Here is a 12,683-nt window from a genome sequence, read left to right on the forward strand (position 1 = left end):
GCATCGCACAAATCGAGAAATCACTGGGCCTGAAACATTACCCTCGGCGCTGGCGTATAGTGGGGCAGGCATAGTAGTTTTGAGGCATCATGGCACTCTGGACCGACCGCAGCGGCAGGTTTTCCCTTCTCAAGACCGGCGTGCTGCTGCTCGTTTTCGTTCCCGCGGCGATGGTCGCCTACGCTTTGTGGCAGAACGATCTCGGCCCCCTGCCCTATAAGGAAGCCCTGCACCGGATCGGCGACTGGACCATCCGTTTCCTGGTGATCACTTTGGCGTTAACGCCGCTGCAACGCATCCTGGGCTGGCCCAGGCTCGCCCTCATCCGCCGTATGCTCGGCGTCACCACTTTCGCCTACGCCTTGGCGCATTTCAGTCTCTATATCGTGAATGAAAAATTCGATCTCGCTTTCGTCGTGTCCGAGATCGCTCTGCGCATCTATCTCACCATCGGCTTCGTAGCACTTTTCGGATTGAGCCTGCTCGCCATGACCTCGACCGACTGGGCGGTACGCAAGCTCGGCCGCAATTGGAAGCGGCTGCATCTCATCGTCTATGCCCTCGCCGCTCTGGCGCTGCTCCATTATTTCATCCAGTCGAAGATCGATGTCAGCCAGCCGGTTCTCTGGTCCGGTTTCTTCCTGCTGCTGATGATCTATCGCGTCGTGATGAAGCTGCGCTGGCCGCTGAGCCCGCTGGTGCTCGTGGGCTGCGCCATCCTGGCCGGCCTGCTGACGGCCGGTGTCGAATTCGCCTGGTATGGCCTCGCGACCGGGGTCGGCCCCTTCCGCGTCCTCAAGGCCAATCTGGCCTTCGCCTATGGACTACGTCCCGCCTGGGTGGTGCTGATCGCCGGGCTCGCCGTGGCGGCCCTGCCCTGGCTCAAACAGGCCTATGGCTTGGCCAGCGCCCGGCTCAATCCGGCGCGCAGCGCGGCGACGCGCTGATCGTCCTCACATTCCGTCCTGAGCGCTAGCACCGCTTGCGATTCGAGGATCACACCATCATCGAGGATCTTCAGGCGATTGGCGGTAAGCGTCGATCCGGTGGTGGTGATGTCGACGATCGCTTCCGCCGTTCCGGCCGCCGGCGCCCCTTCGGTGGCGCCCAGGCTTTCGACGATGCGATAGCCGGTCACCCCTTTATTGGCGAAGAAGCGGCGCGTGAGATTGAGGTATTTGGTGGCGACGCGCAGGCGCCGCCCATGCCGCTTGTAGAAGCTCTCCGACACCTCATCGAGGTCGCTCATGCGCGCGACATCGAGCCAGGCTTCCGGCACCGCGACGACGACATTGGCGAAGCCGAAGCTTAAGCGCTCGAGCACATCGACGCGGTCGTCCTCGGGCCGCAGCGTCTCGCGCAGCAGATCCTCGCCGGTAACACCGAGATCGATCTTGCCTTCCTTCAGCGACGTCGCGATTTCCGACGCCGACAGGAAGGCGACGTCAACATCCTCGATGCCGCCGAGACGGCCGCGATAGAGCCGGTCCGAACCGTTGCGTGTGAGCGCGAAGCCGGCCTTACCGAGGAGCGCTTCTGTCGCCTCCATCAGACGGCCCTTGGAGGGGATGCCGAGAACGAGCGCCGTCATGACCGGCCTCCCATGGCGGCGAGAAGCTGCTCGGTGCCGATGGCGCAGCCGACTGCCGATACCGGCACAGGCGAGCCGATATCCGAGAGAAGATCGTCATAACGCCCGCCACCCGCGACCTGCAGCGGCCCAAGTGCTGCATCCGCCTCGATCTGGAAGACGAAGCCTGTGTAATATTCGAGATTGCGCCCGAAGGGTGCGGCGAAGAAGAAGTCCTCGGGCCTCAGTCCTTCAGCACGCATCGCCGCGATGCGCCGGCGGTAACGTTCGAGCGCCTCGCGATAAGTCTCGCTCCGCGCCATGGTTTCGAGCTGGCGCAGCGCCGACGCCGCATCGCCTTCGATGGCGAGATAGGCGTTGATCGCATGCACCGCCTCTGGCGCCAGCGGATGGGCGGACCGGTCGGCCGCCTTGTCGGCGAGCCGCGCCGCGACGTCTTCCGCCGAACGGCCGGCGACCGGCGCCAGCCCGCGGCGCTCGCATTCGCTCTCGACCCAGCCCTGTGTGCCCTTCGCGTCCTTGTTCATCACCTGATCGACGAAGGGCGAGATGCTGGTGCGGCTCAGCTCTTCGCGCGCGGCAAAGCGGGCGAGCGTCTCGCGGAACGCCTGCGGCCGCCAGAACTGATGGATGAGACGCCGGCGCCAGCGCTCCGGCATGTCGAGCCCGTCGAGCAGCGCATGGAAGAGATTGAGATCGCCGAGTTTCACGCGGAAACGCTTGAGCCCGGCCGCCTTGACGGCGGCGATGGCGAGCGCCAGCACCTTGGCCTCGGAGGCCTCTGAATCGGGCGCCGCGAGCCATTCGATGCCGGCTTGGCCGAATTCGCTGGGCGCGCGGCCGCCTTGCGTGAAGCGGAAGGCCGGCCCGCAATAACAATAACGCGCCTCGCTGTCGGGGCGCACCGCATGCATGAGGTGATAGCGGCAGGCCGGCACGGTGAGATCCGGGCGCAGGCACATTTCGGCCCCTTCCGGATCGGTGAAGACGTAGGAATTGGCGCGGATATCCTCGCCCGAGCGTTCGAGGAAGATGTCGGCCGGCTGCAGGATGTCGGGCGCGATATGGTCGAAGCCCGCCCCTTCGAAGACGGCCATCACGCGCTCATTCTGGGCGGCGAGCGCGACGCGCTCGGCCGAGGACCTACCGGACATCGAAGACGCTTTCCCTCATCTGCGCGCCAGGGCCTCGCGCACCGCCGTCACGAGGTCGGCTTCCGGGACGGAGAATTGCGCCAGCCGCGCTTCCTTGTAATCGGTGCGGTTTTCGACGCTGCCGGCGAGCTCGGCGCCCAACATCAGATCCTTGATCTGCACTTCGCCTTTCGCCTTCTCGTCACCGCCTTGGATGACGACAAGCGGACTGCCGCGCTTATCGGCATATTTCATCTGCGCCTTCATGCCGGAGGTACCGACATACATCTCGGCACGGATGCCGGCCGCGCGCAGGCTTCCGACCATGCGCTGATAATCGCCGATACGTTCGCGATCCATGACCAGCACGACGACCGGAGCCAGAGTCTTGCCCTCTTCGGTGCGGCCCAGAAGCTTGAGCGCCGAATAGAGCCTGGACACGCCGATCGAGAAGCCGGTGGCCGGCACCTGCTGGCCGGTGAAGCGGGCCACGAGATCGTCATAACGCCCGCCGCCGCCGACCGAGCCGAAGCGCACGAGCTGACCCTCTTCATTGCGCGCTTCCATCAGCAATTCGCATTCAAAGACAGGGCCGGTGTAATAGCCGAGCCCACGCACCACTGCCGGATCGATCTTGATGCGATCCTCGCCATAACCCGCCGCCTCGAAGAGCATCGACATTTCCGCGAGCTCGGCGACGCCGGCGCGGCCACGCTCGCTCGAGCTGACGAGATCGGCGAGCCGCTTCAATGTTTCGGCCCGCGTCGACGCTCCCGCATCGACGAAGCCGGCAAAACGGTCGATGGCGGCGGCATCGAGCTCGGCGCCCTTGGTGAAATCACCCGACTCGTCCTTGCGGCCCTTGCCGAGCAGCTCGCGCACACCGGCGACACCCAAGCGGTCGAGCTTGTCGATGGCGCGCAGCACCGTCATGCGCCGCGCCTCGTTCTCCGGGCCGGCCACGCCGATCGCTTCCAGGACACCGTCGAGGATCTTGCGGTTGTTGATCTTCATCACATAGGAGCCGCGCGCGATGCCGAGCTTCTCCATCGTGTCGGCGATCATCATGCAGACTTCCGCATCCGACGACGGCGAGGCCGAGCCCACCGTGTCGGCGTCGAACTGCATGAACTGCCGGAAACGCCCCGGTCCCGGCTTCTCATTGCGGAACACCCAGCCCTGGCGATAGCCGCGATAGGGGGTGGGCAGCGCCTGCTGGTTCTCGGCCACATAACGGGCCAGAGGCGCGGTCAGGTCATAGCGCAGCGACAGCCATTGCTCGTCATCGTCCTGGAAGGAGAACACGCCTTCATTCGGCCGGTCCTGATCGGGCAGGAACTTGCCGAGCGCGTCGGTATATTCGATGAACGGCACTTCAAGCGGCTCGAAGCCATAGGCCTCATAGACCTCCTCGATCACCCGCATCATGCGCTTGACGCCGCGCACCTCCTCAGGCCCGATATCGCGGAACCCCTTGGCGACGCGCGCTTTCGGGCGCTGTTGTTTGGTCTTGGCGGACATGACCGCTCCCTCAAAGATAAGTCGAGCGGGCTTGTAACGGATGCGTGCCGCTTCAGCAACTCTCCGGGAAATAATGGGGTTTTGCTGCGCGGGAAGCCATCGCCCGCGCTCTTTCGATACACACTATTATACACACTTACCTTGACAAATCTCATCTCAATGTGTATTAATATGCGCATGGAGCGCGACAGTAAGAAGATCGTCAAACGCCTCAAGGAAGACGGTTTCGAGCTGATCAGCGTCAAGGGCTCGCATCATAAGTTTCGCAAAGGTGCCCTGACAATCATCGTTCCGCATCCAAAGAAGGATCTGCCGATCGGTACTGCGCGTGAGATCGCCAAGCAGGCCGGTTGGCTCTGACGGAGAATTCGAACAATGCGTTATTATATCGCCGTGGTTCACAAGGATGAGGACTCCGCCTTCGGTGTCCACTTTCCCGATCTGCCGGGCTGCTTTTCTGGCGCAGACACTCTGGACGAGGTTGTTCCCAAAGCAACCGAAGCTCTCGCTCTTTATGGCGAGGATACCGACCTTCCTGAACCCAGGAGTCTTGACGCATTGCGCAAAGACAAGGACGTAGCGGCGCATCTCGCCGATGGCGCCATGCTGGTCGCCGTGCCCTATATCGAGAATGATGCGCGTGTCGAACGCGCCAATATCACCATGGAAGCCGGCCTGCTCCGCGCTGTGGATGCCGCCGCCAAGGCCAGAAAGTTGACACGGTCAGCGTTTCTGGCCCAGGCCGCGCGGCGCGAAATCGAACGGTGATGATCTCATTTACGGCGCGCTGACGGCAACTGGCCAAAGGCGGCGAAAACGCTCGCTGAAAACAGCATCTCGGCCACCCGGCGCGCGCTGACCGCATCGGCGGCAAGGCAGCGCACACCCCAGCCGGCGCTATTGGCGAGCGGGCTTACCCCCAAGACCGCCCCGGCGCCCGGATCGAGGCCGGTCAGGACGTCCCGTTTGGGCAAGCGGGCTGGCGGTCCGAGAAACAGAAAGCTCGAAACGATGCGCCATTGACCAGTGGGCGATGCGGGGCCGGTAAGCTCGGCGCCCTGGACTCGGAAGCAGTCTCTGACCAGCAGGTGGTCCTCCGCGTCGCGGAGACTGACCTCCGAGGTGAGCTGGTCGAAAGGCTGACCTTTCGCCTGCGGATCATGCAGAGCGAAGCTGTCGGCCAGTATAAGCACGGCGCTGGGCGCCAACCGGGCTTTCAGGACGGAAGCCACGGACGCGCCCGGAAACAGGACGAGCGGATCGGGAACCAGCGCCAGGAAAGCATCGTCCTCGAGCGTCACGTCGATGGCCTGCCGCGCCGGCTGACCATGGCAATCATGCACGACGGTCGCCGCCTGGGTCGTGACATGGGCCGCGGCACCTGCCCCCAGATGATACCGGCAGGCGAGCGCGTCCGCCCGATAGAGGCCGCCCGAGGCCGATTGCTGATAGACGGTCAGGAGAGACGGAATGGCGCCATCCAGGCAGAACGGCCGCGTGAGATGGAACGGATAGGAGACATGTTGGCGGCCGATCACCGTGCGCGGCCCATGGCGCATGAAATCGAGATCGAAACGCCCCTTCCGCTCCGGAGCCGAGCTGTCGGAAGCCGCTGCCGCCGGTGGCCAGGGCGATGGCCAGTGGCTGGTCACCGGAACAGCACGTCAGCCATGATGCGGTCGGCGACGGCGTCGATACCTTCCACCTTGCGGCAGTTGGTCAGCGCCATCGGGCGGCCGCGACGCGTCGCCGCCGCTTCGGCCTCCATGCGGACGAGATCGACTCCGACATGCGGCGCGAGATCGGTCTTGTTGATGACCAGCAGATCGCATTTGAGCACACCCGGCCCGTTCTTGCGCGGAATGTCGTCGCCGCCTGCCACATCGATGACGAACATCCACCAGTCCACCAGATCGAGGGAGAAGGTCGAGGCGAGATTGTCGCCGCCGCTTTCGATGAGGATAAGCTCGACATCCGGGAAGCGCATCTCGAGCTCATCGGCGGCCGCGATATTGAGCGTCGGGTCCTCACGAATGACGGTATGCGGACAGGCCCCCGCCTCGACCGCGGCGACGCGGGTCGGATCGATCAGGCCGGAGCGGCGGATGCGTTCGGCGTCCTCGGCGGTGACCAGGTCATTGGTGACGATGGCGAGCGAGACATTGCGGGCGGCAAAGGCCGGGATCAGACGCTCGATGAGCGCCGTCTTGCCTGAGCCGACCGGCCCGCCGATGCCGACGCGCGCCGCCCCGACACGGGCTTGAGTTTCCGCTGACATCATATCACCTCAACATATAGCGCTGCGCCAGCGGCAGCTCATGCGCCGGCTCGCAGGCCGCCAGCTTGCCGTCGACGAAGACATCGAAGGTCTGCGGATCGACGCGGATATCCGGGCAGAGATCATTATGCAGCATGTCCTTCTTGGACAGGCTGCGGCAGCCGCGCGATGGCAGCAGCGCCTTTTTCAGATCGAGCGTCGCGGCGAGATCGCGCTCGATCGCCGCCGGATTGACGAAACAGGCGGAGAGCGCCTGCTTGGCGCGCCCGAAGGCGCCCCATTGCGGCCTGAGCAGCAAGGGCTCGCAGGTCATGAGCGAAGCAGCGCTGTCGCCCATGGCACCCCAGGCGATGAAGCCGCCTTTGATAACCAGCTCCGGCTTGATGCCGAAGAAGGCCGGACGCCAGATGACGATATCGGCCATCTTGCCGTCATCGAGCGACCCGATGTGCTCGGCGATGCCGAAAGTGCGCGCCGCATTGATCGTGTATTTGGCGACATAACGTTTGATGCGCTCATTGTCGCCGAAACGCGTCGCCTCCTCCGGCAATCGGCCGCGCTGCTTCTTCATCTTGTCGGCCAGTTGCCATGTCCGGCAGATGACCTCGTTGATGCGGCCCATGCCCTGGCTGTCGGAGCCCAGCATGGAAATGGCGCCGATATCATGCAGGATATCCTCGGCGGCGATCGTCTGGGCGCGGATGCGGCTTTCGGCGAAGGCGACGTCCTCGGGGATCGCCGGATTGAGGTGATGGCACACCATCGTCATGTCGAGATGTTCGTCGAAAGTGTTGACCGTGTAGGGATTGGTCGGGTTGGTGGAGGACGGCAGGCACCAGGGGACGCCGGCCACGCGAATGATATCGGGTGCGTGGCCGCCGCCGGCCCCCTCGGTATGATACATGTGGATGGTGCGGCCCTTGATCGCCGCCAGCGTGTCCTCGACGAAGCCGCTCTCATTCAGCGTGTCCGTATGGATCTGCACTGGAAAGTCCAGGCGGTCGGCGACACTCAGGCAGGTGTCGATCGCCGCCGGCATGGTGCCCCAGTCCTCATGCAGTTTGAGGCCGAGGCAGCCCGTCTCGATCTGCTCGACAAGGGAAGCGGGCTTGTGTGAATTGCCCCGCCCGAGGAAGCCGAAATTGATCGGCCACTGCTCGGCCGCCTGCAGCATCTTGCCGACATTGAACGGACCGCCGCAATCGATTCCGACAGTGATCGGCCCGAGCGAGCCGCCGAGCATGGTGGTAATCCCCGACGCGATGGCATGCTCGCAGAGCTGGGCGCTGTCGAAATGGACATGCACGTCGATGGCACCCGCGGTGGCGATGAGGCCTTCGCAGTCGCGCACCGTGGTCGCCGCCGAGACGATGAGCCGCGGATCGACGCCATCCATCACATCGGGATTGCCAGCCTTGCCGATCCCGACGATGCGGCCGTCCTTGATGCCGATATCGCCTTTGACGATCCCGACGACCGCATCGATGATCGTGGCATTGCAGAGGAGAAAGTCGAGCGCGCCCTCGGCGCTGGTGACGCCGGCGGTGAGTCCGGCGCCGTCGCGCAGTGTCTTGCCGCCGCCATGCAGGCATTCATCGCCATAGATCGCGAAATCCTTCTCGATAACGGCGACCAGCGACGTGTCACCGAGCCGGACGCCGTCGCCGGTGGTCGGCCCATACATCGCGGCATAGTCTCGGCGGGAAAGTGTGGCCATGATTGAACTCCCTGTCAGGCGCCACGGAAACCGGCCGCGCGCGCCCGCTCGATTGCTGCTGATTTGGCTTTCGGATCTTCCGCCTGTCCGTCGGAAAGGTCGTTGAGGCCGGAAAGCCGCTGCTTTCCGCCGAAGCTGGTGAGGGGCACGTCCTTCTCCTGCCCCGGCTCGAAACGCACAGCGGTGCCGGCCGCGATGTCGAGCCGCAGGCCGAAGGCCGCCGCGCGGTCGAAATCGAGCGCCTTGTTGACCTCGAAGAAATGATAGTGGGAGCCGATCTGCACCGGCCGGTCGCCGGTGTTGACGACGCGCAGCGTGACTTTGCGGCGCCCGGCATTGAGCTCGATCTCGCCCTCCTCGACGATCAGCTCGCCCGGATGGTCCGTGTCGACCTCCGAGCCGGCGGTGGGACGCAGCGGATCATGGACAGTGACGAGTTTGGTGCCGTCCCGGAAAGTGGCCTCCACCTGCAGCATCGGCAACATCGCGGCGACGCCCGGCATGACGTCCTTTTGGCTGAGGAGCTGTGAGCCGAGCGACATCAATTCGGCCACCGAGCGGCCTTCGCGCGCGCCTTCCAGGATCTCGTCGGAGATGAGCGCCACCGTCTCGGGATAGTTGAGCAGCAGCCCCTTGGCGCGGCGCTTACGGGCAAGTTCTGCCGCGGTGTAGATGGTGAGACGTTCGAGCTCGGTCGGGGTCAGCAGCATGTTTTGCGGTCCTTCATATCGTCAGTTCGAGAACAGCCGCTGCCCGGTCACGCCATGCAGGGCGACCGCGATCTCGGCAAGCGGCACGAAAGAGCGAAGGGGCTCGTCCTCACCGACCGGCATCGCTCCCGCCGCTTCGATGACGGGCAGCATGCCGGCGACATGGCGCTGCGCCTCAATTGCCCCGATGAGTCCGAGGCGAATGGCGGCGGTCGCAAGCGAGGCGGCTGCCTGGTAGCCGCTGATCGCGACCGACGTCTTCTCATCGAGTCCGAGCGATCGCCACAGCATCCCCTGCACGACGGGAAGATGGCCCAAGGCCGCGCCGTCGCGGATCATCGCCCGATAGGCATCCGCCCACGGCGTGCCGATCCGCGCATGGGTGGTGAGAAGCGCCATGCCGTTGCGCCGTGATCCGGCGCGCAACCCTTCGGCTAAGGTCGACGCCTCGACTTCGGAATCAAGCCGCGCGATAGCGTCGAGGTCATCGCCACACCGATGCGCCCGCACCAGCGCGACGCGGTCGGCCTCCGCCCAGCGATGCCTGATCTGCGCCTCCAGAAATCCGGCGAAGCTGAAGGCGCCGAGCTTGGAGACAAGCTGTGACGCAGCCTCGAGGCCTTGTGAAAAGGCGAAGCCGCCCGATGGGAACTGGCTATCGGCATGCTGCAGGGCGAGCAGCAGTCCGCTGCTGGTCAACGGGTTCATTCGGTTGTCTCGGACATGGACACATGCCCGCCTTTGATCAGCGGCTCGATCCGCGCCGCATAGTTTTTCGCCGGACCATCGAGCGAGACCAGCAGGTCGTTCCCGTCGAAACGAACCCGCCAATGCAAATTGCCGGCGTGATAGCCGAGCTCGAGTGCCGCCCGCGATGAAGCGGGTGAGAGCCGCAACCAGCGCTGCTCCCCTGCTCTGACCACGATGGCACGGGCGTCCTCCATCATCAGCACCGCACCGTCGAAGAGCTTCTGGTCGCGCGGCAAAGCGATCGCGATCTCCTCGCCCTTTTCGGTGCGCGCCAGGAGTCGCCGCCGGTCGAGATCGCCGAGTGCGATCGTCACCACCTCGACCGCGTGCCGGTGCTCCAGCCGATGGAGCCGCTCATGCAATCCGGGATCGGTGCGCGCGCCAAGGATGGTGTTGACCTGAAGCATCGCTTTGCTCCTTCTTCAAAGACTCATGTGTTTGCGGACGAGCTCATTGCTGAGCTCAGCTGCAGCGCCTGCAGCCGCGACGCGCCCTTTTTCGAGAATGACGAAACGTTGCGCCGCCGTGCGGGCAAAACGGATCTTCTGCTCCACCAGGATGACCGTCAGGCCATGGTCCCGGTTGAGCGAGACGATCGCCTTTTCGATATCCGCCACCACATTGGGCTGGATGCCTTCCGTCGGCTCGTCGAGAACCAGGACACGCGGATCGGTGGCGAGCGCCCGGGCGATGGCGAGCTGCTGTTGCTGCCCGCCCGACAGGTTGGTGCCGCGCCGCGTCAGATGCTCCTTCAGGAACGGGAACAGCGTCCAGACCAGCGGCGGCACGTCGCGGCGTCCATCCGAGCGCGCATTGCAGCCGAGCAGGATGTTCTCCAGCACATTCAGCCCCGGTACGATCTCGCGGCCTTGCGGCACATAGCCGATGCCAAATTGCGCCCGCTTGTAGGTCGGGGCCTCGCTGATATCGACGCCGTCGAGCTCGATCGAGCCGCGCGTGCGGGTGTCGATGCCGAGCAGGCTGCGCAGCAGCGTCGTCTTGCCGACGCCATTTCGCCCGAGAATGCAGAAGATCTCGCCTTTTCGCACATCGAGATCGAGATCGTGGATGATGTGGCTCGTTCCGTAATAGGCGTTGAGTTTTCTGAGCTTAAGCATGGCTGAGCGTCGCCGATCCGAGATAGGCCTCGATCACCGCGGGATGATGCTCGATCTCCTGCGCGGTGCCTTCGGCCAGGATCGCTCCCTGGTGCAGCACGGTGATGGTCCGGCATATTGTGCGTACGAAGGCCATGTCGTGCTCGATGACCAGCACAGTGTGGCTGCCCGCAAGGTCGAGCAGCAGTTCCGCCGTCTTGTCCGTCTCGTCGGCGGTCATGCCGGCCGCCGGCTCGTCCAGAAGGATGATTTGTGGGTCCTGGCTGAGCACCATGGCGAGCTCGAGCCACTGCAGCTGGCCATGCGACAGCTCCGAGGCCCGGTGCCGCATGACGCCGAGAAGGCCGGTCCGCGCCGCCACCGCCTCCTCCTTCTCGCTGGGCTTGCCGCTGAGCCGCGCAAAGATGTTCTCAAAAACCCGGACCTGCCGGTTGCTGGCGACCTGCAGATTCTCCAGCACCGTCATTTCCTTGAACACACTCGGCGTCTGGAATTTGCGGCCGATGCCGCTGCGCGCGATGGCGGCTTCGCCGATTCCCGTGATATTGCGGTCCCTGAGCCAGATCTCGCCGTCCGACGGCAGCACCCTTCCGCATAGGAGATCGAGAAGCGTCGACTTGCCGGCGCCATTGGCGCCGATGATCACCCGTAGCTCGCCGTCCGCGATCGACAGGTCAACATCACGCACCACCGGAATCGAATCGAAGCGCACCGTGAGCCCGCGCGTCCGCAGAATGGGATTAGCGGCGGCACTCATGGATAGGCCTCCTCGCGGGCCGCATCCCTCTTCCGCCAGCGTTCGATCAGGCCTTTGCAGATACCCGCAAGGCCGTTCGGCATCACCAGGACCACGAAAATGAATAATCCCCCCAGGATGATCGGCCACACCGGCTGGAAGGCGGCGCTTTCGCTGGCGAGCGAGCCGACGAAATTCACAATCAAGGCGCCGATCGCCGCGCCAAGCAGCGAAGCCCGCCCGCCCGTCGCGGCCCAAATCACCATGGAGATGCTGAACGAGGTCGCCATCAGCGACGGCGAGGCGAATTCCGCCGTCACGGTGAACAGCATGCCGGCCAGGCCGGCGACACCCGCCGACAGGCAGAAGATGAAGAGCTTGTAGTTCTCGACGTCGTAACCGAGATAGCGTGCCCGCGCCTCGTCCTCGCGGATCGCCTTCAGGATCTGGCCGATCCGCCCCGACAGCAGATAGCGGGCGATCAGGATCACCACGAGCAGCGTGACCGCCACGAGATAATAGACGCTCGGTCCATAGGGATCGAATTCGAGGCCGGCGATATCGAGCAAGGCCAGATTGGCGAGACCGTTGAACCCGCCGGTCAGCGGCTGGTTGTTGATGATGAGCAGTTGGCCAATGAGCGCGAAAGCGAGGGTGATGATGCTGACATAGACGCCGGCGGTGCGGCGCTTGAACATCACGAAGCCGAGCGCCGCGGCGAGGACGATGGGCACCACGATGGCGGCGATCATACCGACCGCCAGCGATCGGAAGGGAATCCATAGAAAGGAGCCCGGCGTCACGCAGCAGAGGTCGCGAACCGCGTCCGGCTCCATATTGAGCAGCATGAGCTCCGGCACCGGATTGTTCTCGGGCAGTGCGAGGGTCAGCGACATCGCCAGCATATAGGCCCCGATGCCGAAGAAGAGCCCCTGCCCCAGATTGAGCACACCGGCATAGCCCCATGACATGCTGATCGCGACCGCGCAGATCGAATAGACCAGATAGATGGCGACGCGGTTGACCCAGAAGCCGTTGAGGAACAGGGGCAGCAGGAATATCAGGGCGAAGAACGCGATGTAGGCGGCGGCTGAGACGATCCGATATTTCATGTTTTGCCCATGTTCCA

General features: G+C 64.2%; 14 protein-coding genes and 1 pseudogene. 3 read left to right on the plus strand and 12 right to left on the minus strand.

Annotated features, from left to right (window positions below; translation table 11 throughout):
- The first annotated feature begins 89 nt into the window (after window positions 1-89).
- Window positions 90-947 (plus strand): protein-methionine-sulfoxide reductase heme-binding subunit MsrQ, encoded by an 858-nt coding sequence (locus JHL16_RS11810; RefSeq protein ID WP_200185051.1) that lies wholly within the window; start codon window positions 90-92, stop codon window positions 945-947.
- Here the strand turns inward: JHL16_RS11810 and hisG are convergent.
- From hisG to hisS, 3 genes and pseudogenes are all read right to left on the minus strand, one after another.
- Window positions 932-1,591: pseudogene (gene hisG / locus JHL16_RS11815) on the minus strand (ATP phosphoribosyltransferase); the annotation flags it as partial. The gene JHL16_RS11810 and the pseudogene hisG sit on opposite strands and share 16 nt — an antisense overlap.
- The gene (locus JHL16_RS11820; RefSeq protein ID WP_200185053.1) at window positions 1,588-2,745 is read right to left on the minus strand and encodes an ATP phosphoribosyltransferase regulatory subunit; all 1,158 of its coding nucleotides are present in this window, start codon (window positions 2,743-2,745) and stop codon (window positions 1,588-1,590) included. The gene JHL16_RS11820 and the pseudogene hisG, both read right to left, overlap by 4 nt.
- Before the next feature lie 15 nt (window positions 2,746-2,760).
- The gene (gene hisS, locus JHL16_RS11825) at window positions 2,761-4,245 is read right to left on the minus strand and encodes a histidine--tRNA ligase (RefSeq protein WP_200185054.1); all 1,485 of its coding nucleotides are present in this window, start codon (window positions 4,243-4,245) and stop codon (window positions 2,761-2,763) included.
- A gap of 177 nt (window positions 4,246-4,422) precedes the next feature.
- Here hisS and JHL16_RS11830 point away from each other — a divergent pair, with 177 nt between their 5' ends.
- Together JHL16_RS11830 and JHL16_RS11835 are read left to right on the plus strand one after the other, a co-directional pair.
- Window positions 4,423-4,605, plus strand: a complete 183-nt coding sequence (locus JHL16_RS11830; protein ID WP_200185055.1) for a type II toxin-antitoxin system HicA family toxin — start codon at window positions 4,423-4,425, stop codon at window positions 4,603-4,605.
- Between the two features lie 15 nt (window positions 4,606-4,620).
- Window positions 4,621-5,013, plus strand: a complete 393-nt coding sequence (locus tag JHL16_RS11835) for a type II toxin-antitoxin system HicB family antitoxin (protein WP_200185056.1) — start codon at window positions 4,621-4,623, stop codon at window positions 5,011-5,013.
- A gap of 5 nt (window positions 5,014-5,018) precedes the next feature.
- Here JHL16_RS11835 and JHL16_RS11840 read toward each other — a convergent pair whose 3' ends face one another.
- The 9 genes from JHL16_RS11840 to urtC are packed head-to-tail and all read right to left on the minus strand — an operon-like array spanning window position 5,019 to window position 12,666.
- The gene (locus tag JHL16_RS11840; RefSeq protein WP_200185057.1) at window positions 5,019-5,897 is read right to left on the minus strand and encodes an urease accessory protein UreD; all 879 of its coding nucleotides are present in this window, start codon (window positions 5,895-5,897) and stop codon (window positions 5,019-5,021) included.
- Entirely contained in the window at window positions 5,894-6,526 is a 633-nt protein-coding gene (gene ureG, locus JHL16_RS11845) for an urease accessory protein UreG (protein WP_420884535.1), read from the minus strand. The genes JHL16_RS11840 and ureG overlap by 4 nt, the downstream gene beginning before the upstream one ends.
- 1 nt (window position 6,527) lies before the next feature.
- Window positions 6,528-8,240 (minus strand): urease subunit alpha, encoded by a 1,713-nt coding sequence (gene ureC, locus JHL16_RS11850; protein ID WP_200185058.1) that lies wholly within the window; start codon window positions 8,238-8,240, stop codon window positions 6,528-6,530.
- A 14-nt stretch (window positions 8,241-8,254) separates the two neighbouring features.
- On the minus strand, window positions 8,255-8,950 hold the full coding sequence (locus tag JHL16_RS11855; RefSeq protein WP_200185059.1) for an urease subunit beta: 696 nt from the start codon (window positions 8,948-8,950) through the stop codon (window positions 8,255-8,257).
- 21 nt (window positions 8,951-8,971) lie between these two features.
- Window positions 8,972-9,658, minus strand: coding sequence for an urease accessory protein UreF (locus JHL16_RS11860; protein WP_200185060.1), 687 nt, complete (start codon window positions 9,656-9,658; stop codon window positions 8,972-8,974).
- Complete coding sequence (ureE, locus tag JHL16_RS11865; RefSeq protein WP_200185061.1) at window positions 9,655-10,107, minus strand: urease accessory protein UreE; 453 nt, start codon at window positions 10,105-10,107, stop codon at window positions 9,655-9,657. The genes JHL16_RS11860 and ureE overlap by 4 nt, the downstream gene beginning before the upstream one ends.
- A gap of 15 nt (window positions 10,108-10,122) precedes the next feature.
- Complete coding sequence (gene urtE, locus JHL16_RS11870) at window positions 10,123-10,818, minus strand: urea ABC transporter ATP-binding subunit UrtE (RefSeq protein WP_200185062.1); 696 nt, start codon at window positions 10,816-10,818, stop codon at window positions 10,123-10,125.
- Window positions 10,811-11,575 carry an urea ABC transporter ATP-binding protein UrtD gene (urtD, locus tag JHL16_RS11875; RefSeq protein ID WP_200185063.1) on the minus strand — a complete coding sequence of 255 codons (765 nt, stop codon included), beginning with the start codon at window positions 11,573-11,575 and terminating at the stop codon, window positions 10,811-10,813. Before urtD ends, urtE begins: the two co-directional genes overlap by 8 nt.
- Entirely contained in the window at window positions 11,572-12,666 is a 1,095-nt protein-coding gene (gene urtC, locus JHL16_RS11880) for an urea ABC transporter permease subunit UrtC (protein ID WP_200185064.1), read from the minus strand. Before urtC ends, urtD begins: the two co-directional genes overlap by 4 nt.
- Window positions 12,667-12,683: the final 17 nt, after the last annotated feature.

Origin of the sequence: Taklimakanibacter albus (assembly GCF_016595235.1) — a bacterium.
In the GTDB taxonomy this organism is placed as follows: domain Bacteria; phylum Pseudomonadota; class Alphaproteobacteria; order Rhizobiales; family Aestuariivirgaceae; genus Taklimakanibacter; species Taklimakanibacter albus.